Genomic DNA, 21482 nt, shown 5'->3' on the forward strand with positions numbered 1-21482 from the left:
TTTTGGTATATGATTTCCTCCTTATGTAAAGAGTTGAGTAAACAACAGTAGTTCATTTAGTTGTTGAGTTTTTCAGCTAAGTCTGCGTTAGCAGACTAATATCCTTTTTGGTAGATTAGACATCTCCGAAAACTATGAAAGCTGCTTGGAGAATATCGTACCATCTACATTAGCCAGGATTGCAACCTAGCTAATGTAGATGGTAGAATAGGCGTTTTAGATATTTACTAATAGTAACAAGACAAAAATAAGCAATAATATGCGTCAATTTTAGTCATGGGTAAAGGAATGTATTTGTGTTAGTAATGTTAGCGAGCTAAGTCAGAATCTGACTAAGCCACAAATAGTAAAAACTACTTATTCATATTTATGGGGATTCAATCTAAATTGTTTCTGGGCAACTCGAAATATTTTGACAGAACGAATTCGGTGTTCAACAAACACTCGTTTAGCACAGAATTTTTGTTTTCTTGTTCTTGTGTTAATTCGCGTTTTTTAGGTTTTTTAACAGGAGTAGAAATTAAATCTCCTCCTTGATAGGCTAAGTCTCCCTTAAATCTTTGGTTTTTAGCAAACTTTGAGCGATCTTCTTGGAATAAAGTAATATCTCTTTGGGACCTTTTCTCCAGCGATAATATCAAGTATGTCATTCGTATCTGGTAAAATAATTACCTGGGTTTTAAATGTATGATGACACTTCTTCCCAGAGTAATACTTTTAGAGTTCTTGATTATTTCCAGGTATTTCCCTAACTTGCTCATAGCTATCTACGATGAATTTATGGTCTGTCAGTATCTCTTTTACTATTTTATAGTCAGATGTATTTAGTTCACTTATTCAACTAAACTAAATGGTAGTAATTTTTTGAAGATTGGCAAGCAGTAATTAAATGTACTATTTGCTGTAGATTTACTGACTATAAATTGAATACCTAGTATTTCAAATGTTGTCATATGCCTCAGATACACCAATATCAAAATTATTTTTTCCGAGATACATAATTTTGGTTTATGCCCTCCCCCATCTGCTATTATTCTAATTTCTCTTGATTCTAATAAATCTTGTTTTCATGCTGTGATTTTTCGTCATTTCCGATTAACTTTTGCAGTTCTACATAATCTAACTCAATTAGCCTCTGTGTTTCTTTTTGATTCTCCTTAATGTAATCTAGTATGTCACAGATATTTGTGTGTTAAAAGCCTATCCTTATATTCTTTTAATACCTAATATTACTATTTTGGATATGTCTTCTGTCCCAGAGTGTGGATATATCTGCATTCATGATCTTAATGGTTTAATTACTCAATCTCAACAATTGTATAAAAGATCCTGATATTTAACTCTACCTTTAGTGAGTTTTTCCCATGTATAAGTATGATGAAAAATTTATTTTAGGGCAAGAGAATAGGATTTTAGATATTAGATATAGGAGTATTACGTCTGTAGCAAAGTTCAGAATAAAGCATATTTAAATTCGCTCAATATCTATTTTATTTGTGAGGAGAATCTAATTTTTCTCCTCTGACTTCTTTCACCTGACTAACTTCAAAAATCAGGGAAAAACGTTGCCTAATTCATTTTTCGAGAAACGTTTCTAAAAGGCTTACCTGCTTTGATGTTACAGGTTCTTGTGCGCTAACGCTCCAGCAAACTCGAGGCGGATTACTCAGCCAATTAGTATTAGTTTTCAGTAGTTCCAAACGCTGAAAAGTTACAGTTCGTTTCAGCAGTGCTTTTCTCAAATAGGTTTCGAGTTCTGCTTGTCTAACTAATCGGGGTAAAGCTCACAGTTAAAGGTATTAGTAAAGCACCTATTAATGCCAATGCCCATAACGGCGGTTCTTGGGCGCGATTGATAGGAGAATAGCCAGTGAATAAAAATGTCAGCATACAAGCAAGGCTAATATCTAGAAGATTCGTTAGTTAGAGTAAAGTCGCTCCTAAGCTGAGTGACAAGTTAAACTTTGCTAGACTTAAAGCGATGTCGCAAGTTGGAGGCATAATAGTAACAGCTATTGCTGTCCCTGCCACACTAGCAGAAATTTTTGAATTTACCTTAGCGTAGCTACTGATACCATCGGCTGCAACTGCAATATCTAAATTAAGCAGGTTAGGTTTGGAGTGAGATAGCACTTCACTGCCGAAACTAGGTAGATTAACGATCTAACCTATACTGTAAGAAATTAAAAGTGCTAGTGATGTGCCTAAGAATACTGCTATTATGCCTTTACGAAATAGGTTGATATTTCCAATTAATATACCAAATGCTAAACCTCGAATTGGTAACATTAGAGGTGCGATAATCATTGCGCCGATAATTACAGCAGTGCTATTGGCAAGTAGACCAAATGTAGCAATTGCACATGAGCCAATAATTAAAATCAAATTATGTTGCGTCGAGATTAGACTCTTCTAATAATTTATGTACTAACTGTTTTAGTTGTGATGGTTTAACCACTGTATGTTTAAACCCCATAAAGCGATTGGGAATATTATTTATCAAAACTCCTTCAAATCAAATGATTTTAGATTCTGGATTCTAAACAAAAGCTTTACAGTAGAATATCCACCTAAAGATAAATAATGCACTAGATAAGTAATGAGACATAATTAATTACATAAACATCTGGACTGAAATACTTGACTGGTAAGGGATTGGTAAATAAATAATATGTAATTAATTCTGTAGTTATTTCTAGGAATCACGATGAAAGAGGAAGTCGAACTATAAATGTACTACCTAGCCCAGGTTGACTTTGAACTTGAATATTACCTTTATGCGCTCTGGTAATGGCGATTGCGATGGCCAATCCCAAACCTGAACCGCCAGAGATACGAGAGCGGTCACGATCTACTCGGTAGAAGCGATCAAAAATTCGCTGTTGATGTTCAACAGCAATACCGATTCCTGTATCTTGAACTTTAATGATGGCGTAAAGCTCACTTTTTTCCAAAAGGATCGTTACTTTTCCACCGCTAGATGTAGCTTGAATTGCATTGGCAATTAAGTTAGAAATTAGGCGATAAAGGTGTTCTTCATTTCCTATTATATAGAGTTTTTCTAAGACTTGTACCTGTTTAGAGAGATTCACTTTAGTTTCTACTGCCAAAAATGCTAATTCCTCAGTTAAGTCGCTAATTAAATCATTTAAACAGCAAGACTGATATTCTCCCGTTAGTTCTTCTTGGTCTATCCTAGTTAATAGCAATAAATCTCCTACTAATTGTGATAGTCGCCGATTTTGGCGTTTGAGTACATCTAAAATTTCTCTATTGGATTTTGGTTTTTGCTGTAACTTAATAGCAGCTTCAATAGTAGAATACATTGCTGCTAAAGGTGTACGAAACTCATGGGCAGCGTCAGCAGTAAATTGTTGCATTTGTTGGTAGGAAAAATATACAGGTTGAATTGCTCTTCCTGCCAACCACCAACTAGACAAACCGACGAAAATCATGGAAATTGGTAATCCCAACACCAAAACTAATCTTAAATAGGCTAGATGTTGATCTAAGTCGGTGATACTACGCGCCACTTGTAGATAACCCGAAACCTGGTCTTGAGTATACAAAGGTAAAGTGATTTTGCGGTATCGATTGCCAGAGGAATCTGTTGATATTTGCCACTGATCTAATACTGAAGTAACAGATAAATTGTCAACTTCCATGCCCCCACTAGCAAAAATTTTTCCTGAGCGATCCAATAAGTGTATATAGTAATTAACTGGATTAGCCGCCTCTGCGATTGATTTCTTAATAGATGTTGTTGTACGCAAACAGCTTGTTTGAGTCACACATAATTCTAAAGAAAATTCTTTATTCAGGCGTTGTAATTGTCCGGGTTGTTGCCAAGCTGGTTCAATACTTTTATGGAGTGCATTTGCGACTGATTGCAATCCCTGATCTATGGTTTCATAGTAGGCATGGGCAACCACACTATAAACTCCCAAACTAGATAGGCCTAAAATACCGCCCATGACGAGGGTATACCAAGCTGCTAGGCGCAACCGAGTCTGGTGGAAAATAGGATTGCGTTCCATATTTTTATAACCTTGGTGAAAGTTTCGCTTTTCAGTTAGCAGAAATTAACTGCCTATTTCCGTAACTGGAATATTAAGACGATAGCCTACACCATAAACAGTTTCAATTAAAGATTCTTTCTCTTCTTCTCCTAATTTACGTCTCAATAAGCGAATTTGTGCTGCTACGACATTACTAACTGGTTCTGCACCAATTTCCCAAAGCTGACTAATAATTTGGTCGCGGCTGACAATTTGGTGAGGATGTCTCATGAAATATTCCAATAATTGAAATTCCTTGACAGTTAAAGAGAATACTTGGTTTTTACCATGACTATACTGACGATGGAGTTGATGAGTGCTGTAATTGAGAGTCAGGCAACCTACTTGTAAGTGTCGGGGCTGGACTTGAGGTGTCAGCGTTGTTCCTACGTAAGAGGATCGCCTTTGTAAGGCTCGTAATCTTGCTAGCAGTTCTGCCATATCAAAGGGTTTAACTAAATAATCATCTGCACCGCTATCTAAACCAATAATCTTTTCTTCTATCCGATCTTTAGCCGTTAGCATTAATACAGGTAGAATTAGCTGGTGTGATCGCAACCATTTACATAACTCTATCCCCGATACTCCAGGTAGCATCCAATCAAAAATTGCAAGTGTGTACTCAGTCCAGCCAGTTTCTAAATATTGCCATGCCTGATTACCATCTAGAAACCAGTCAACTATATACGCCTCATGGCTTAGGACTTGTTTAATTGCTGCACCTAAATCTGCTTCATCCTCAACTAATATAAGCCGCATAGTCAACACAGTGCTAAAAGCCTTCTTTAAATACGCTTTCACAAAAAAGTGAAATAATTATGAAATTTTAAAGTCCTTTTTATAATAAGAATTCAGGACTCAGAATGAGTGTATGAATTCTGTAGAACTGGGTAGTGAATATCGGTTTACAATCTTACTTCTCTACGAGATGCTACTGCGAATGTCCCGCTATACGCTTTCGCCCCCAAGTGGCGCAAAACTAGTATTTAATTTTACAAATCAGTTAGAATTAGGGTAGCACTGTTACAGTGAAAGAAGACCATTTTATCCATGAATCTATTACCGTGAAAAATCAACTGGTCAATTTCATTTGCCCAATTTGGCGGTGCTTTGTCCGTTAGGTCTGCATTGTTGAAAGCGACTTGAATCTTGTGTTGGGTATCCCGTTCTCGGACTATCGGTGATGACCAAGTTGTTGCCTCTTAATAGGCTTTAGTCCAGTTGCTAGTGTGAACATAATGAATTTTGTTAGGTGAGATAAGAAGGTAGACTAAGCTGAATGAATCAATTTCTGTATTCAATCCTTCTGTCAGTGTGATGGGGGAATTATACCACAGTTCACCGTGATTCAACCGCACAATCGTCATACGAGTCGAAAAAGGAATCATTATTCCATACATTGTTATTTGGACAACTGACCCATCTACGATCCAGAGATTTTAACCGACAGGTTTAAGCGTATTGATTAGCTGATATATCTTAATGAGATCTTGACTTATGATAACAGTCTTAGGGTTTTGATAAGCTGTTAGAAATTTAACTGGCAATAACATAATTTCCCTTGTTCTTAATTTTTCTCCCCCCTTTAATAATAAATTCACCACCATTTAGTAATCTATCTAATACTTCTTGTAAATCATCTATAGGTTTAAAGAGGTGATGAGCTATGTATTCTTTTACTGAGTAGCAAACTAACTTAACTAAATTAAAGTCTGGACTATAAGGAGGTAAAAGTAAAGTTGTAAGTTGGGTATCTCTCATTCTATTTTTTGGAGTATTTCCTTCTTTTTATGGTAGCTGGCATTATTCAGTATAGTCAGAATTGTTACTCCTAGTTCTGCAAATGCTGATTCGATATTTCCTTGCTCAACCCATTCGGTTCTAACGGACTTGTATAAATTAATTATTTGTTTATAAAAGATTTTTGATTCTCCTTTTTTGATAAAGTAACACAGTCTCTTTTTATCGTGATATCTAACTCCTCTCAGCATATTTACTTTTCCTCTTCTCCTTTATCCCGTGATTTTCTTCTACTTCCCTTTCTTACCTAATTTTTAAGTCTAATTACCCTCATACTAAAACTACTTTCGTCCTAAAACTACACCTGTAGCTTTCCTGGATTAGCTTTTGACGCTTCTAGGTATCCTGATAGTTTTCCTTTAAAGGCCTTTTTTATTATAGTCTTGCTTATCTTCTAGGGTATATTTTACCTATAGGTAAGCGTATTTTTCTCTCTAATGTTCTCCTTATTTGCTTACTCAATATTTTTATTCCTGTTTGTTCTTCCATCTACTTTTGACAATTTTTCACTTGTCCATTTTCCAAATTCATATCCCATTTCTGATGCATCTTTTCCTATCACTATTAATAATAAATCTATGTATTCATTTGTCACTTCTCTGTGATTTCCTTTTCCCCTCTTATCTTTCAAGCTTTCTAAATTTTGTGGATCTCCATTAATACGCCAATATGCTACACTTCTATATGCACACCCCAAAAAATCACTAATTTCTTAGTAGGTTTTTCCATCATTCACTAATAACAGTATTAATGCTCTTTCTCGCTACTGTTTATCTTCAGTCTCTCTGATGATTTTCTGTAGGTTTCCTTCTTGTTCTCTTGCCAGGTATTTTTTCACTGGTATAGTAGTAGATACTCTTGTTATCCTATTGCCATTTTATGCAAATTAAAGGTACAACAGCTTAATGCTTGTAATTCTTCCTAAGAATAGTGAGGGGGTAGTTCAATTGTTTTATTATGGGCTCCTAATTCTAAGCCAATTTTGGGTTGAAGTTCTTCCGTAAATTCTTGAGTAGACTCTGCTAACTTATTACTTGCAACTCCACCGAAAATTGCCCCTGTAACTCCACCAGTTGTAGCACCTTCCTTACCACTGATAGAGAGACCTAGTGTGACTCTGGCAATACCACTGTCCACAGCACCTAGACTTGTAGCAAATATTAAAAATAGCACTGCCATCTTAGGAGACACTGATATGTTACCTCCTTCAGTTTATGGACTTGTAGCCGGCGGATGAGGATAATCTGTCACTTTTAAATTATCATGTTGAGGTGTAATTTGCCGTTCATCGTTTGTCATCATGTTTCCCCTTTTTGTCCTTACAAATAATGAGTAATTCTCCTCTAGTGGCCACTAGATGTTTATTGAGTGCTTGATTATTTCAATTGTTCAGCTATAAATTAGCGAAGCTCTGCTGTCAGAAAATCCCCAATATGTAAGGCATTAGCCATAACTGTTGATGTAGGGTTAACACCTGAATTGGAAGGAAAAAAACTACTATCTACTACGTGAAGATTGTTAACATTATGAGTACGGCAATTGAGATCTAGGACTGAGGTTTTGGGATTTGTGCCGAAGCGACAAGAAGTATTACATTGATGAGCTACGGCTCGTTCTGGTATATGAGTGCGGGGATAAATGCTAAATGGTAGGACCTTTTTAGCAGAACCAGGAATGGATTGGAGTATAGATGTCCACCGATGGAGTAGCCGATCACGAGCCACGATATTATTTACTCTATAGTCAACATGAATTTTGTCACCCACCACCCGAATTCGATTATTTGGATCTGGTAGATCTTCTGTCTGCAAATACCACCCTATAGACCTTTCAGCTAGCAAATGGCGCTCATAATAAGGAACTAATTTAATTAATGGAGCCATTAACGGAGGTGTTTCTGCCGGAAACATATCAGCTAGCACATTGCCCATATTCTGCACCATACCCATTGCATAAGGAAAATTCGGCTCTCCCCAGTAAAAATCATTAACAAAGAGGGTTTTTTGAAAGTTAGCGTGATTTACCTCTAGATGGATGGAAACTACAGCTGTTTCGAAATTTCGCCCCACTTGATCAGAACTGTTCGCTAATTCCTGGGAATATTTATCTATTAGCAGAGTGTAATAGCAACGCAGTAGAGTTGACAGAACTATATGCAACAATGACAATGTCACCGGTAAAATAATGTTTTTCGTCGGCGATTTCAGTTTCTACACTTGTAATCTCTCTCCCTGATTCATTAGTATGTAGCCGCAAGACTTTAGTATTGGTTTTAAGGGTGAAATTGCTATACTCTTCCTAAGCACGACGAATAGCGTTTACCTCAGCATCAGCTGTTGCTCCTAACAGACAAGGGTATCCATCAAAAGTATCACAACGAATGTAAGGACTATTGATGTAGTCGCTTTCATTCAGCTTTAATCCTAGTGGTAAATGAAAGGGATATGCACGCAGTTGCGGATACCATCAGCAACTGCGTGCATATCCGGTTCATGATTTACTGATGGATAAGGATATGCTTCACTGCGGGTTGCTTCTGTGGGATCTTCACCTTCTCTACCATGCACCTCATATAATTTTTCTGCCTGTGTGTAGTACGGCTCGAAATCTTGATATTTTAAAGGCCATTCTGGGTAAATTCTGCCTTTATAAACTACCTTTGTAAAATCTCTTTCTCGTAATCTAATTAGAGTCGCACCGTAAATTTTAGTATTACTACTAACCCAATAATCTGTCTGGGGTTGAAATGCCTTACTATCCTAATTATACCATTCTTCATGAGTATGGTAATGATGTTTTTGATAAACTTCCTCTGGATTCCACTTAGCTTTCTCTCTCGGTAAAAAGTCACCTCTTTTAGTACTAGAATTTTTCTACCTGTGGGTGTAAGGCGGTTAGCTAATGTCCCTCCACCTACTCCTATACCGATAATAATGATGTCACAATTTTCTTTGATACTAGTCATAATTTGTAACTCATACTAAGTATGAGTAAATAAAGTTATTTAAAGCTAATATAATAATATGTAATTGTGATCGAATTCACTACAAGAAGAAACAATTAACCGCAGATGAAAAAAGATGAATATAGATAAACGTAGATAAGATTTTAGTCATTAGACTAGGAAAGTCTAGATGTTCTTTCAAAGCTCAACAAATAATATGAGATTAGATCATTATGTTTAGATTAAAACTTTTTTTATAAAAAAACTTCTACCTAATGGATTAGTTACTATTTTCCCTCAAGAGAGGTTACTATTTAATAGTATTTCTGTATGTTTTATCTAAATCTGAAAATGAATTTAATTTAAAAATAGCTTTTTCAAAAAAAGCTTTCCAAAATATTTCCTAGCCCAGAAATGATAGTCTACAAAATCAAATTTATTTGACTTTCTTATAAAGGAAGAAATCCTAATTACTGACAAATATGTATTGGGTTATTCCGAATCTCGCTGTAATTTAGACCCGCTATTTAGCGTTAGTAGCCAAGTTAGAGACAGTAGATTATTATGCCTAAAACTATCGAAATTTATCACGTTCGCCTGCGAGCTATTGTACCTAAGGAGGTTTCACTCCAAAAACTGGCTAACAGTGCAGTCCATAGCAAGGGTCCAGTTTAATTCCACGAAGACGATAGTGTTATATGGAGTAATGCTCACGGTAATCGTCTGTTGCGCTGCAGTCCTACTGACAACGTGAGTTTGATCCGAGAACCACCTGATTACTAAAGTGCTAATTATAGAGATTTGGAAGGTCGTTTGGTTGCCTATTCGTCGGGTTTAAGTGCCATTATACGCCGCGAATATATTGGGGAATGGCAGGTCTTAGTTGATCACTATCAGGTCAAACGCCTCAACAGTCCCAATAATTTGGTAGTTAAAAGCAACCGTACAATTTGGTTTACTGATCCGCCCTATGACATTACTGAGTCAAACTAAGGTTATGGAGCTGAGCAGGAACAGCCTGGAAGTTATGTATATCGCTTTGATCCAGCAACTGGTGGAATTGATCTTGTCATCACTGATATGGTACGTCCTAATGGGCTGGTTTTTACTCCAGATAAAAGGCTTTCGTATGTTTTGGATACAGCTGCATTTAATATTCCTGGAGGACCTCATCATATTCGAGTTTACGAGTTCGTAGGCAATCGCTATGTAAAAAATGGGCGTGTATTTGCAGTCATTGAGCCAGGCAAACTGGATGAATTGAGGGTTGATGAATATGGCAATGTTTTTACTAGTTCTCAAGATAGTGTGCAGATATATGCCACCGACGAGACTTATTTAGGAAAAATTTTCGTACCAGAAATATCTGCTAATCTGATTTTTAGTGGTAAAAATCGTGAAAGCTTACTTATTACGGCTGGTCATTGTCTATATGCTCTTGACCTGAATATCCGGGGCGTACAGTTATGATTTATCCACTTTTACGAGGTTTTAGTGATCGCTGTGTGGATACTACCGCAGGGAATCTATTTTCTATTAACTGTTAATCATCCATTTCTCGGACTATATCTGTTAAGTTCGCTTGCTCATGCTTATCCTAGTGGAGTTTCGGGATTAGCACTTTTATTCCTGAGAGTTAGCGTTGGTAGTTTATTCATGATCCATGGTCATCCCAAAGTATTGCACCTGCGTCAGTGGGCTAATTCTATCACAACACCTGTGTTTCTTTGCCTTTTGTCAGCATGGACGATGTTGGGTGCGGGATTATTCCTGATTTTGGGATTTTTTATACTTTTGGCAACTTTATCGATTTTGGTTTCGATGTTGTTTGCGATTGTATTACATCTAATTGAAAGCAAACCGTTTATGGCTAAAGATCCATACTTAATTCCTGAGGATTAGTATAAAGGACCATTAGGAAAAGGTGAACCTCCCAGTTCGGAAATGGCATTTATGTATTGTGTCATGTTGATAGTGATTGCCGTATGTATATAGTAAGATCAGAAACAAGTTCAAACCCAAAAGCTTGTGTATAGAAATCCAAAGAGCAGGTGCGATTTACTACTGTTAGGCTAATAGCTCTAATTCTTTGTATCTGTACATCGTTTTGACTAGATATATTCAGCATTTTCTACTTACTCCCTACTTAGATTTAAGGTTCTATTAAAGAAGATTAGATCAAAGGTAAAATCTTTCTTATATTTCCTAACTTTTATTTACTTTCCTCCTCATTTCCAAATATTTTCAAGAATTTTCTGGCAACTAAAATACCTACAACTCCTGCACTAACTAATTCTACTACTTACACGACTTTTTTACCTATATCATGAGGATCAAGGTGGTGATAAAAATTTTTTCCTCTACCCATTCGGTCGTTGCTTTAAAGTCATTGATTGGTGCTGGCAATAGCATTAAGTAAGTGCCTTAATCCAATAATGCCAACATACTGCTTTTTTTAACCCATGTGCAATTAGTGAATCTCTACCTAATGTTGGAGTTTCTTTAACTATTTTTGGGGCGAGTGCTGAGGCTAGTATTTCTTGTAACCATAGATTCATCATATTACTCCTTAGAATACTTAAATTTCTGAATTTTCTTATGTTCACCAAAGATAGAGAAGTAAGAATAAAAAGACCCAAATTACATCAACAAAATACCAAAATAAAGTAGTATTACTAACAGTAAAGTCACCTTTTTCATAGTTACTTTGCCTGAACGAGCGGACAAGCATAGTTATCTGAAGGATCACACCAGTAAGAACGTGTAGACTATGAAAACCTGTTAAAATATAGAATGTAGAACCAACTAATCCTGTGCTTAAGCTAAAATCAAGGTTATTGCATTCGATTCCTTTACCAATTAATAAGTAGCTTCCCATGCAAATTCTCATCAACCAAAGCCAGCAAGATTTATTGAGCCTTCCATATTTAAGAGATTTTTCTGCTGGTTAAATGACACAGCAGCTGGAGAGCAAAACTACCATGTTAATAATGATAAAGTTAGACAATTTTGGACCCGAAATACCAGATGTAAGCCAATTTCCTGAGTGCGTTACCGCAGACTAATATATGTAAAAATAAAGCTTAAAAAAACTATGCTTTCTGACAACAGGAATACGGTAAACTCAAAAATCGCTTTGCCATCATGGTTCTTCAGCACGTCCACCACGGACTGGTAAGAAACGCTTTAGCCAACTTGGTAAGTATTTCCGCCACCGTTCTAAAGGAATAGGACTTTCATCCACATTAATAACGCTACGGTTTATCATTTAGTCATTAGTCTTTATCCTCTGCTCCTTATCCCTTTGGCTTTCTTTGTCAGCTAGTTCTTAGTGTTCTACCTGATGATAGTCGGGAGGTTCTATAACTGAGTATTTAGGATCGCCATAGTCGTAGGGCGGTCTTTTTACCACTGGAATTTCCTCAAAGTTATCTTGCGGTGGTGGTGAGGTGGTTGTCCATTCCAGTCCCGTAGCTAGCCAGGGATTATTACTCGCCTTCTGTCCGTATAGTAAAGAACTGACCATATTAGCAATAAAAGGTAGTACAGATACTCCCAAAAAGAATCCCCCTAGACTAGCAATGATATTCCATCCTTGATACCGTGGGTCGTAGGAAGAAATTCGGCGTACCATTCCCTGTAAACCTAGTGGGAGCATAGGAAAGAAGGTCAGGTTAGCACCGATAAAAGTTAACCAAAAATGCACCTTACCCCAGCCTTCAGCGTACATCCGTCCAGTTATTTTTGGAAACCAGAAGTAAATGGCAGCAAAGATTGCCATCGTGATGGTGTTAAAGACAATGTAGTGGAAGTGTCCTACTATAAAATAAGTATTGTGGACATGAATATCAAACGGTACTGCTGCCAGCATTACCCCAGTTACACCGCCAAGCAAAAACATGGCTGCACCTCCCATAGCGAACAGCATGGGTGTCTCTAGATGCATTTTGCTCTTCCAAATTGTAGCCGTCCAACCAAATGCCTTGACACCAGTAGGCACAGCAACCAACATTGATGTCACCATAAATAACATCCTCATCCAAGCAGGGGTAGCACTGGTAAACATATGATGTACCCAAACAAAAATACTAACTACAGCAATGCCTAAAGAAGCAATAGCTAATGAACGATAGCCATAGAGGGGATTACGAGAAAAAGCTGGCAGAACCTCGGCAAAAATACCAAAGGCTGGTAGTGCCATAATGTAAACTGCGGGGTGGGAGTAGAACCAGAATAGATGCTGGTAAATAATCGGGTCGCCATTTTCTAAGGGTTTGAAGAATTGTGTCCCAAAACTGAGATCAAATAATAACAGGATCAGTGCACCTGTGAGGGAAGGTAAATTAACTAGTTGCAACAACTGGGCGCTGAGAACAGACCAAACAAATACAGGCATTCGGAAGAAGGTCATTCCTGGGGCACGCATCCAAAAAATGGTAGTTACAAAGTTAACAGCCCCCATAATTGAAGAGATTCCTATCAGTACTACACTGACAATCCAAATAAATTCACCGTTAATTGGCTGACCAGGAGGAATTTGCAAACTTATTGGCGGATATGACCACCAGCCAGATTGCGCTGTTCCATTAGGTAGCAAGAAGCTAGATATTAATAAAATCCCACTTGGTGGCAAAATCCAAAAAGAGATGGCGTTGAGCAGAGGAAACGCCATATCCTGTGCTCCCAGCATTAGTGGCACTAAGTAGTTAGAGATACCTGCATTGAACGGGATAATCCACAGAAAAATCATGATTGTCCCATGCAATGTAAACAAGCCATTATATAAGGGACGATCAACCACATTTAATGCTGGCGTAATCAGTTCGGCACGGATGAGCATCGCCAATAGTCCGCCAATCAAGAAGAAAATGAAAGTCATTACCATGTACTGAACACCGATGACTTTATGGTCAGTGCTGAAGCTTAAGTATCGCCGCCAGTTATTTTTATGCTCGTTTTGAGGCATTGTGTTGATAGAGTTATGTGTCGTCATTTATTACTTTCCTTTTATTTGTGGTTAACCTTTTAGGCTGTGTAAGTAGGTAAACAGAAAAATTGAGAGGTATGTGAAGAAAAGTCAATAGGGCTGAAACCTTCTTTTCCCCTGCTCCCTGCCTTACCCCAACGACACTTTTTAACGCCCACCTACTTACTATTGGCAATCGAACTTTGCTTAGGTGCGACAGTGTACCAGTTACTCTTAAACAATGTTTTGGGTGGTTGGGTATATTCATCAACAGCGTGATTTTTCATGGCTATTGGTTTTTGTTTCGCTTGAGTAACCCACTGGTTATATTGCTCAAGAGATTCAACGTTTATATTGGCATCCATCAAAGCAAAATAAGTACCACTAAATAAAGCATCTTTTAGCTTGTATTGGCCTATGCGATTTGGTGTAACTACAAGGTCAATATCACGTCCAGGGACAATATACTGCTGTAAACGAAACTCAGAAACGTAAAAACTGTGAAGTACATCCTTAGCGTGCAGATTCAGGCGAGTACGAAGATTTACAGGCAGATGTAATTCATAACTGATAACATTATTTGGATAACGGAAAGACCAATCCCACTGCTTGACAAAAACCTCAATAGTTTCAGATGCTGGTTTTGGTTTGTCATTATTGACTAAGCCATACGCTGGTTTTTCTAGAGATGTAGGCAAATGCACGATTTGCCCTAAACCCAAAATATTTAATTGCTGGTAAATATTGAAGCCTTGCCAAGCAATCCACAACACTAATAAAGTTGGACTTGCAGTCCATAAAATTTCTAGCTTTATATCTCCTCTAGATGGGTGTCCCTCACTGTAGTCATTTTTGGGTGCGCGAAAGAAGAGTATCGAGTACACCATCATCCCTAAAAGCCCAAGGATAATAAACGCACCAATTGAGGTTAAGAAGCTAAATAAACTATCTACCTTTTGGGCTTCTGTTGTCGCTTCAACAGGCATCCAAGTATAAGCTTGTTGCCCGATCCAATGACTGACAACGAACAATACTGCAATATAACCAGCTATTAGGAGATATTGTATAAATCTGGACATAATTCAATACTTTTTATTTGAGCAGTAAATTTGGGTTTAAACCCTCCTCAAGTAACTTAGCCACAGTCACATGAATGCCAAATTCCTCTCCCAACTGCCCTCCTAAAGTTCCGTAGACGAATAATAGTCTAGCATCACCATCCCTGCTAATAAGTAACTCTACTGCACCTATCTGGAAGTATCTTCCCGCTAGTGATAGTGTTGCAAACCTGTCCATACAGTCATGGCGATAATGATCGCCAACAGCAAAATGCCGCTCAAACCATTTAAAAGCATTGTCCAACCAGCACTCAATCACCAACCACTCTTTTGATCAACTGGTGGATTTGCTAAAAGTAGCTCAAAAAAACCAGCCGCAACTGTTAAAAATGTGATAGTTGCTGCTGCTATGAGTTTGTACCAGCCGACATCAAAAAGGCTAGAATGGATAGTAGCCAATCCCAAAAATCTGAAAATTGGTTTTTCTAAAGAAAGCAATACTCCTGCTATGTCAAAAATGATGGCGATGATGAATAAAGCCAGGGTTAGATGCACCAACTGCGGATGTACAGGAATCTCGTAAGGTAATCCGTTAGCACCCAGGCACAATCTCAACTGTTCAACCAGTTGCGGGTTCATGGTGAAACTCCCTGTTTTATGGCTTCAACTACAGGTTTAACATGCAATCCATACACCCAAAACAATTTACTCCCCAAATACACTTGCAAAAATACTAGGCAGACTAACAATGTTGCAGCCCTAAGGTAAGCAGGTGGTATTTCTCGGAGACTGCGGTTGCGAATCACAAAACGCCAAGCGGTGATCGCGGCAACTATCGCTCCCAGTGACCAACCCAAGACAGTATGATAATTCAGTGTTGACTGGGCTGCTTTCTGGGCTTGTGCTAGTCCTGCTTCAAATTGGCCAAAGATAATTGCGATGAAAATTGCGATCGCCGCCACAAACATATTCCAGAAACTCACCTCAAATAAACGCACGTTCCGGGTGAAATACCCTATAACATCACAGAAAAAAGAAAAGAATACCATTGCAATCACAAAGTGAACGATAATTGGGTGCAAAGGATCGGGGTATGCCAAATTCTGGCTATTGAGAGGTAAGGCAGACATCGGTGTTTCCTTGGGGTATCGACATGAGTGATCACTTAGATATTCTCCAAAAATAGAATCCAGGCTTAACTGTTTGAAGATTTTCACTTTTGCAGATCTTAACAGGATTTAGAGTTCCTAATAACCAATATCTAAAAGATTGAGCAGAAAGCTACTATCTTAAGGATGACTTATATAAAAATAAATTTTGATTTCTTGTTAACTACACCTCTCTTATTTTTCTGATTTTGTTAAGAAATTAAGATAGTAGTACAAGAAATTGCTGAAATATTATTATATATAATTATATATACCTGAAAATAGGTATTTTATAGAGATTAAGACTAAATTAGTAAATGGTTATTTGTCATTAATCAACCTCTTTTCTATATAAATAAATCCATATGAGAAAATTGCAATTAACAATTAAGTATTATATCATCTACCTCCTGCTTAAGAAAGATAAGTAACTGACTTCATCCTTCAAATATTTCATCCAATAGTGAAATAGTGATGAGATTTTTCTAGTTCTTTTGGTAGAGATATTTATCATCCTAATCGCTAGAAGTGTTAATTCTTAGAAACTTATAAAGTAATGCCAGAATCACCGAAATAGCGACCAATTAAAGGCAATGCCCAAAAGGTAATGTTCAGCCAAACCCTGAGACAATTGGCCACTATTGATATTTTAGTAAACAATGCGGGCATTGAAAAAAACTTAGTATTGATAGATATGACCATTGCTCAATGGAATTCAGTAATTGGGATAAATCTAACAGGACAACTCTTGTATGCATTGTGGACTAGCTAACATATTTAAGTTTTGTAAGTAGGATTTAAAAAGAGCTATAAAACTTTCTGCTTATTCGCAGCAGGGGAAAAAATCACAGAATTGATTAGCTGATAATACCTAGGAAAGTTACTGTCAGTTCAGGTTTAATAATTATTAGCGACGGTTCCTCTTTTTTAGTAATAGCTAATAATGGTTCTATCGACGAAAATTTATCTCAAGGTTTTTGTTTGAGGTAAGTGGCTGATTTATTACTACGAAATTTCCGTACATCACTACCAACTTTCACTGTTAGCTTCTAGCAATATCACTCATTATAATACTTTTTACCAACTTACTAATCCATAACTTCTTATTATCAATGTCACTCTATCTGCTAGTAGTTTATTGGGACTGTTCAGCAGAACATTGTGAAATGGATGCATGAAGATATTAATATAGCCAACTATCATAATGAAGATCTTTGATTTCAATTAATGTTTAGCTGTGCATTCTGATTTTGCGGATATTTTTAATGTTAAATCACAGCAAATATTGATACGAGATGAAATAGAAACCAGCTGGGAAAATGGTGTACTCACTACTGAATATCGCAACAGCTCTTTTTTACGCGGTATTGTAATTGACCCAGTTTGTGGTATTTCTGGGCCACGCTATACCAATGGTTCTTTAATGTTGGATGTGGTCATCACTCCTGGGAAAATATGGCATACTTGTGTCATGTTTATAGCCTTAGCTGATAAAAGAATCTTTAAACCTCAAAACACCTGCACTGTACCTCACAATACAAAAGCGGGAAAGGTTAGGGATGAATTTCTCGCTAATGCGACAAAGTTGCGCTCGTCTAAGCTAAAACTGCCAAATACTATCATCAAGCGATCACAGATATGGGAGCGTTGCGAATTGAGGTGGATGATAATCGACATCAATTTTGGATGCCTGCTGCTGGTATTCCCTGGTTTGTTACCGTTTTTGGATGTGACTCAATAATTGCTAGCTTAGAAGCAATCATAATTTATCATGAATTTGCCCATGGCATGTTACTTAAACTGGCTCAACTCGAAGTAACTGAGTTGGATGATTGGCAAGATGCCCAACTGGGTATCGTGCCACACGAAATGCGCCGTGATGAGTTAACTACACTAAACCTACTTCTGTATCATCCCTACTACAGAATAGTAGATACCATCATCCTTTGGATTGTTACTTTAGCTGAAGCCTATAACTGGAACACCGAGGTCAGTATGCTTGATGAGTGTTGAGCACTACTATAAAAGGCACTAATTTAGATTGACAAATACGGCGGCTTTGACGGAGATGGATGTGTTGAGTATTTAAATCATTCCTCAAAAGGATTATGCAATTAAGGCTGGAAATATTTTGGTGATGCAATAGTTTACCCCAATGGGCAGTTAGTTGAGCTGCCAATCGCTTTATCTGAAGTGCAAAGCTACATTTATGATGTGTAGCGTGAAAAAGAGCAACCCAAAAAGCTGCGTCAAAAGGCAAAGGAATTATACCAACGATTCAATGAATAATTTTGGATGGATTGAATTGGTTTTACTGCTTAGCATTAGACGATAAAGAGCAGCAAATTCAATCACTTGCCTCAACTAATTTAGTCATTGAACTGAGCATTATCTTGGCAGTATTAATGGGGTAGCAATTTACCCTAGCTGAGTATGTTGGTGGGCTGTTGATGATTGCCGTACTAGTATTTCTGTTTAAAGTATTCCTAAAACCCCAGATAGTGAAATCAGCTAAACAGCAAGCAAAAATAGGACTTTCTAGCAAGATGGAAGGATAGGCCAATATGGATATATTAGTAAAAGAAGGTCCCATTTGGCAAAAAAATTTTTCTGATCAAGGATTTATAGCTATTAGCCATTACTTTGTTATGGACTGGGTTTCAGTGTGGCTATATATTGCGCTGGAATTAATGATTGCAGGTGTTTTGCCTACCTGGGTTCCCAATTATTTTTGGTAAGTATTCTTCCTCACAGATCATCCTATATTGTCGAAGTTATGGGGGGCAATTGTGGGGCCAGTTATAGAAATATTTTCCTTTGTTTGTTCTATGGAAAATATTCCTCTAGCGGCTGTGCAGTGGAATGGTGGTATTAGCTTTGGAAGTGTAGTCGCATTTATTTTTGCCGACCTGATTATAATCCCAATTCTCAACATTTACCGTAGATATTACGGTTAAAAAGTTATTATATTTCTAGTAATTGCTTTATATACAGCAATGGTAACTGCGGCACTCATCATTGAAGTTCTCTTCCGAATTCTGGGGTTAATACACCAGAACACAATGCCAAAGTAGTTGAAGCATCTATCCAATTTAACTACACTACAGTATTAAATATTTTCTCTTTGGCTCTAGCAGCTTTACTAGTTGCGTGGTTCTTAAGAACTGGCGGACTAAATATGCTAATAATGTCAATAATAGTAGTGAAAAAGAAAATAGCGAACATCCTAATATGATGCATTATATTGTGAGGAAGAGGAGAAATAAATCTGTAGGGAACGTACCTATTTAAAAGCTAACATTTACAACCATGGCAACTAATTCTTCTGAAAAAAAATAATACTTGTGCCGATGGGATCTAATTTGGCGATTGCTATTGCTAAATTTATTGCTGCCTCTATTACTGGCAGTTCCGCTATGATATCTTATGATATCTGAAGGGATTCATTCAATCATAGATACTGATGATCAACTAATTCTTTGACTGGGAATTAGCAGAAGTTAAAAACTAGCAAATTATAGTTATCCCTTTGGTTACGGTCAAGAACTTTATTTGTGGAATTTCATCGTTGCCATCCTCATTTTTTCTATGGGTGGTGGAATGTCAATTTATGAGGGAATGACTCATGTAATTAACCCCAGTCCATTAGAAGATCCAAAGTGGAATTATATTGTATTGGGTATGAGCATATTATTTGAGGGTTATTCTTAGACTGTAGCTTTAAAAGAGTTTTTAGCGACAAAGGGTCAACAAAATTTTTGGCAAGCTATCAAAAGCAGTAAAGAACCCACAGTAATAACGATATTATTTGAGGATTCTGCAGCGATTTTAGGTTTATTTGTTGCCTTAATGGGAATATTTTTAGGTCATCTATTTAATAATGTTTATTTTGAGGGTATCGCCTCAATTATTATTAGCATTATCTTAGCTGTTGTAGCAGTAGTCTTAGCAAGAGAAAGCAAGGGGTTATTAGTTGGTGAGAGTACCGATCCTCAAACTATAGCTAATATCCGTCCTTTGTCAAACATAGAACTAGAAGTAAAAGAGGTTATCCGTATGCTAACAATGCAAATTGGTCCACAAGAAGTATTACTTAATTTAGAAGTTCAGTTTTATCACCATCTTACAGGTGAATAAATAGCATCAACTATGGAAAATTTAGAAATAAAAATTAGCCAAAAACATCCTCAAATAAAACCAATATTTATTGAAGCTAAGTCCTTAGCTGCTACTCGCGAAATATCTCCATAGACCTTTTAAGAGAAAAATTATCTATATTAGAAATATCTTCTTTAATGAAGCATCAAGAACTTTGCGAATCTAAAAAAAAAATAATTGGATTTTTTTGATATGAATCAGTCTACGAGTCAGTATAAATACTTCAGCAGTAAGAGTTAAGTAAGGCTCAAAAGTTATAAAATCAATTCAAGTAGAAGAAAGTAATTAAAAATGATTATTCAGATAAATACAAATGTAAAAACTTATTACTTATAAAAGTCACTGAAAAATAAGTAAGTCATAAGTGTATCAAAAGTTGAAGTTATTATCATTACTGCAGCTTCCGCCAGTATAGGCAGAGCCGCTGTCCCAGAATTTACCAAGGAAGGTGCGCATAAAGAAGTTGAAGAAGCTGGTGATAAAGCATTAGTGTTATAAACAGATGTTTGTGATCCACAATAAGTAGAGGCGGCAGCGGTTGCGGTTGAGAAAGAGTTCGGACCGATTTATAGGGTTAACGACGGAATAGCATCAATTTTATCGCCATTTTTAGAAATAAAATCAGAGGGATTCGGCCGCTTTACTGAAGTGATATATTTAGGATATGTGTATAGAACAATGGCGGTTTTACGGCGCATAAAAAAACGCAATTGCGGTATACTTGTACAAGTATGTTCTACCCTAGCCTATTGCTTAATTCCCTTACAATCTGCCTATTATGATATGAAGGCTGCTATTCGCCGATTTAAAGACTCCATCCGTTGCGAACTGTATCATGATGGCAGCAATGTTCATATCACAATGGTACAGATGCCAGCAGTCAATACGCTGCAGTCTAACTGAATTAAGAATAATAGGCATCATAAATCCCAACCAATACTATCAATCTTCCAACCAGAAGTAGCGGCTGAGGCAATTGTCTAGGCAGCAACACACAAATAGGGCGAACTTTATGTAAGTAATTCAACAGTTGAGGCTATATTGGGTACTAAAGTCGCTCCTGGATTATTAGACCACTACCTCGGTAAGACTAGATACAAGAGTTAACAGACACAGCAACTACAAAATAAGCACCGTCCTAGCAACTTGTGGGAACTACTGTTAACATACTATAGCGCTCACGGTAGATTTCCTCACTAAGCACAGGATAACAGTGTTAAAATTTGGTCAGCTGAAAATCAAGATTGGCTTGTCTTAGCGTTAGGAGCTAGTGCTGTCTTAATAGGACTGGTGGCTTGTTTGGGATATCAACCTCAACAATCTTCTCATCACCAGTTGAAGCAAATATAA

Annotated in this window: 19 protein-coding genes and 6 pseudogenes; 10 read left to right on the plus strand and 15 right to left on the minus strand. The window is 37.1% G+C overall.

The features are described 5' to 3' along the window. Positions 1–377: 377 nt before the first annotated feature. The 9 genes and pseudogenes from AAZO_RS40645 to AAZO_RS25310 all read right to left on the minus strand — a co-directional run bounded on the left by AAZO_RS40645 (position 378) and on the right by AAZO_RS25310 (position 8823). On the minus strand, positions 378–650 hold the full coding sequence (locus AAZO_RS40645; RefSeq protein ID WP_228371801.1) for a hypothetical protein: 273 nt from the start codon (positions 648–650) through the stop codon (positions 378–380). A gap of 183 nt (positions 651–833) precedes the next feature. After that, a complete protein-coding gene (locus AAZO_RS41965) occupies positions 834–953 on the minus strand; it encodes a transposase family protein (RefSeq protein ID WP_266890000.1) in 120 nt (39 codons plus the stop codon). 537 nt (positions 954–1490) lie between these two features. Beyond that, positions 1491–2503 (minus strand): annotated as a pseudogene (locus AAZO_RS25280) (DUF389 domain-containing protein). 199 nt (positions 2504–2702) lie between these two features. After that, positions 2703–4037, minus strand: a complete 1335-nt coding sequence (gene rppB / locus AAZO_RS25285; RefSeq protein WP_013193304.1) for a two-component system sensor histidine kinase RppB — start codon at positions 4035–4037, stop codon at positions 2703–2705. 45 nt (positions 4038–4082) lie between these two features. Beyond that, positions 4083–4817 (minus strand): two-component system response regulator RppA, encoded by a 735-nt coding sequence (gene rppA, locus AAZO_RS25290; protein WP_013193305.1) that lies wholly within the window; start codon positions 4815–4817, stop codon positions 4083–4085. Positions 4818–5594: 777 nt separating this feature from the next. Then, positions 5595–5819 carry a hypothetical protein gene (locus AAZO_RS44450; RefSeq protein ID WP_420807084.1) on the minus strand — a complete coding sequence of 75 codons (225 nt, stop codon included), beginning with the start codon at positions 5817–5819 and terminating at the stop codon, positions 5595–5597. A 493-nt stretch (positions 5820–6312) separates the two neighbouring features. After that, complete coding sequence (locus tag AAZO_RS44455) at positions 6313–6555, minus strand: hypothetical protein (protein WP_420807085.1); 243 nt, start codon at positions 6553–6555, stop codon at positions 6313–6315. 224 nt (positions 6556–6779) lie between these two features. After that, positions 6780–7049, minus strand: coding sequence for a hypothetical protein (locus tag AAZO_RS25305; protein ID WP_013193307.1), 270 nt, complete (start codon positions 7047–7049; stop codon positions 6780–6782). Between the two features lie 209 nt (positions 7050–7258). Continuing rightward, a pseudogene (locus AAZO_RS25310) lies at positions 7259–8823 on the minus strand (GMC oxidoreductase). A 780-nt stretch (positions 8824–9603) separates the two neighbouring features. Here AAZO_RS25310 and AAZO_RS40655 point away from each other — a divergent pair. The 3 genes from AAZO_RS40655 to AAZO_RS25320 all read left to right on the plus strand — a co-directional run bounded on the left by AAZO_RS40655 (position 9604) and on the right by AAZO_RS25320 (position 10704). Next, positions 9604–9795, plus strand: coding sequence for an SMP-30/gluconolactonase/LRE family protein (locus AAZO_RS40655; protein WP_228371802.1), 192 nt, complete (start codon positions 9604–9606; stop codon positions 9793–9795). A 78-nt stretch (positions 9796–9873) separates the two neighbouring features. Next, positions 9874–10272 carry an SMP-30/gluconolactonase/LRE family protein gene (locus AAZO_RS40660; RefSeq protein WP_266890066.1) on the plus strand — a complete coding sequence of 133 codons (399 nt, stop codon included), beginning with the start codon at positions 9874–9876 and terminating at the stop codon, positions 10270–10272. Between the two features lie 33 nt (positions 10273–10305). Continuing rightward, positions 10306–10704, plus strand: coding sequence for a DoxX family protein (locus AAZO_RS25320; protein WP_228371803.1), 399 nt, complete (start codon positions 10306–10308; stop codon positions 10702–10704). A 700-nt stretch (positions 10705–11404) separates the two neighbouring features. Here the strand turns inward: AAZO_RS25320 and AAZO_RS43085 are convergent. From AAZO_RS43085 to AAZO_RS25345, 6 genes and pseudogenes are all read right to left on the minus strand, one after another. Next, positions 11405–11713 (minus strand): annotated as a pseudogene (locus tag AAZO_RS43085) (cytochrome c oxidase subunit 3); the annotation flags it as partial. 231 nt (positions 11714–11944) lie between these two features. After that, entirely contained in the window at positions 11945–12070 is a 126-nt protein-coding gene (locus AAZO_RS43090; RefSeq protein ID WP_338027292.1) for a hypothetical protein, read from the minus strand. A 60-nt stretch (positions 12071–12130) separates the two neighbouring features. After that, entirely contained in the window at positions 12131–13795 is a 1665-nt protein-coding gene (locus tag AAZO_RS25330; protein ID WP_013193309.1) for a cytochrome c oxidase subunit I, read from the minus strand. Between the two features lie 152 nt (positions 13796–13947). Next, positions 13948–14847 (minus strand): cytochrome c oxidase subunit II, encoded by a 900-nt coding sequence (locus AAZO_RS25335; protein ID WP_013193310.1) that lies wholly within the window; start codon positions 14845–14847, stop codon positions 13948–13950. A gap of 13 nt (positions 14848–14860) precedes the next feature. After that, positions 14861–15465, minus strand: a pseudogene (locus AAZO_RS25340) (DUF2231 domain-containing protein). After that, complete coding sequence (locus AAZO_RS25345; RefSeq protein WP_013193311.1) at positions 15462–15956, minus strand: DUF2231 domain-containing protein; 495 nt, start codon at positions 15954–15956, stop codon at positions 15462–15464. The pseudogene AAZO_RS25340 and the gene AAZO_RS25345 overlap by 4 nt, the downstream one beginning before the upstream one ends. 625 nt (positions 15957–16581) lie before the next feature. Between AAZO_RS25345 and AAZO_RS32615 the strand changes: the two genes are divergently transcribed. The 7 genes and pseudogenes from AAZO_RS32615 to AAZO_RS40665 form a co-directional block, all read left to right on the plus strand. Then, positions 16582–16746 (plus strand): SDR family NAD(P)-dependent oxidoreductase, encoded by a 165-nt coding sequence (locus AAZO_RS32615; RefSeq protein WP_081462936.1) that lies wholly within the window; start codon positions 16582–16584, stop codon positions 16744–16746. Positions 16747–17211: 465 nt separating this feature from the next. Beyond that, the gene (locus tag AAZO_RS36005) at positions 17212–17715 is read left to right on the plus strand and encodes a glycogen debranching N-terminal domain-containing protein (protein WP_187289692.1); all 504 of its coding nucleotides are present in this window, start codon (positions 17212–17214) and stop codon (positions 17713–17715) included. 47 nt (positions 17716–17762) lie between these two features. Then, on the plus strand, positions 17763–17987 hold the full coding sequence (locus tag AAZO_RS36010) for a hypothetical protein (RefSeq protein ID WP_187289693.1): 225 nt from the start codon (positions 17763–17765) through the stop codon (positions 17985–17987). Between the two features lie 551 nt (positions 17988–18538). Then, on the plus strand, positions 18539–18712 hold the full coding sequence (locus tag AAZO_RS36015; RefSeq protein ID WP_187289694.1) for a hypothetical protein: 174 nt from the start codon (positions 18539–18541) through the stop codon (positions 18710–18712). A 27-nt stretch (positions 18713–18739) separates the two neighbouring features. Next, positions 18740–18931, plus strand: a complete 192-nt coding sequence (locus tag AAZO_RS28000) for a permease (RefSeq protein WP_049790993.1) — start codon at positions 18740–18742, stop codon at positions 18929–18931. Positions 18932–19526: 595 nt separating this feature from the next. Beyond that, positions 19527–20111, plus strand: a pseudogene (locus AAZO_RS43095) (cation diffusion facilitator family transporter). A 564-nt stretch (positions 20112–20675) separates the two neighbouring features. Then, a pseudogene (locus AAZO_RS40665) lies at positions 20676–21035 on the plus strand (SDR family NAD(P)-dependent oxidoreductase); the annotation flags it as partial. Positions 21036–21482: the final 447 nt, after the last annotated feature.

Source organism: 'Nostoc azollae' 0708 (genome assembly GCF_000196515.1).
GTDB lineage: Bacteria > Cyanobacteriota > Cyanobacteriia > Cyanobacteriales > Nostocaceae > Trichormus_B > Trichormus_B azollae.

Excerpts from the sequence above, each read along its gene's own strand:
- AAZO_RS40645 (WP_228371801.1), bottom strand. The coding sequence starts at position 650 with ATGACATACTTGATATTATCGCTGGAGAAAAGGTCCCAAAGAGATATT.
- AAZO_RS41965 (WP_266890000.1), bottom strand. The coding sequence starts at position 953 with ATGACAACATTTGAAATACTAGGTATTCAATTTATAGTCAGTAAATCT.
- rppB (WP_013193304.1), bottom strand. The coding sequence starts at position 4,037 with ATGGAACGCAATCCTATTTTCCACCAGACTCGGTTGCGCCTAGCAGCT.
- rppA (WP_013193305.1), bottom strand. The coding sequence starts at position 4,817 with ATGCGGCTTATATTAGTTGAGGATGAAGCAGATTTAGGTGCAGCAATT.
- AAZO_RS44450 (WP_420807084.1), bottom strand. The coding sequence starts at position 5,819 with ATGAGAGATACCCAACTTACAACTTTACTTTTACCTCCTTATAGTCCA.
- AAZO_RS43090 (WP_338027292.1), bottom strand. The coding sequence starts at position 12,070 with ATGATAAACCGTAGCGTTATTAATGTGGATGAAAGTCCTATTCCTTTA.
- AAZO_RS25330 (WP_013193309.1), bottom strand. The coding sequence starts at position 13,795 with ATGACGACACATAACTCTATCAACACAATGCCTCAAAACGAGCATAAA.
- AAZO_RS25335 (WP_013193310.1), bottom strand. The coding sequence starts at position 14,847 with ATGTCCAGATTTATACAATATCTCCTAATAGCTGGTTATATTGCAGTA.
- AAZO_RS25345 (WP_013193311.1), bottom strand. The coding sequence starts at position 15,956 with ATGTCTGCCTTACCTCTCAATAGCCAGAATTTGGCATACCCCGATCCT.
- AAZO_RS32615 (WP_081462936.1), top strand. The coding sequence starts at position 16,582 with ATGTTCAGCCAAACCCTGAGACAATTGGCCACTATTGATATTTTAGTA.
- AAZO_RS36010 (WP_187289693.1), top strand. The coding sequence starts at position 17,763 with ATGTTACTTAAACTGGCTCAACTCGAAGTAACTGAGTTGGATGATTGG.
- AAZO_RS36015 (WP_187289694.1), top strand. The coding sequence starts at position 18,539 with ATGGATATATTAGTAAAAGAAGGTCCCATTTGGCAAAAAAATTTTTCT.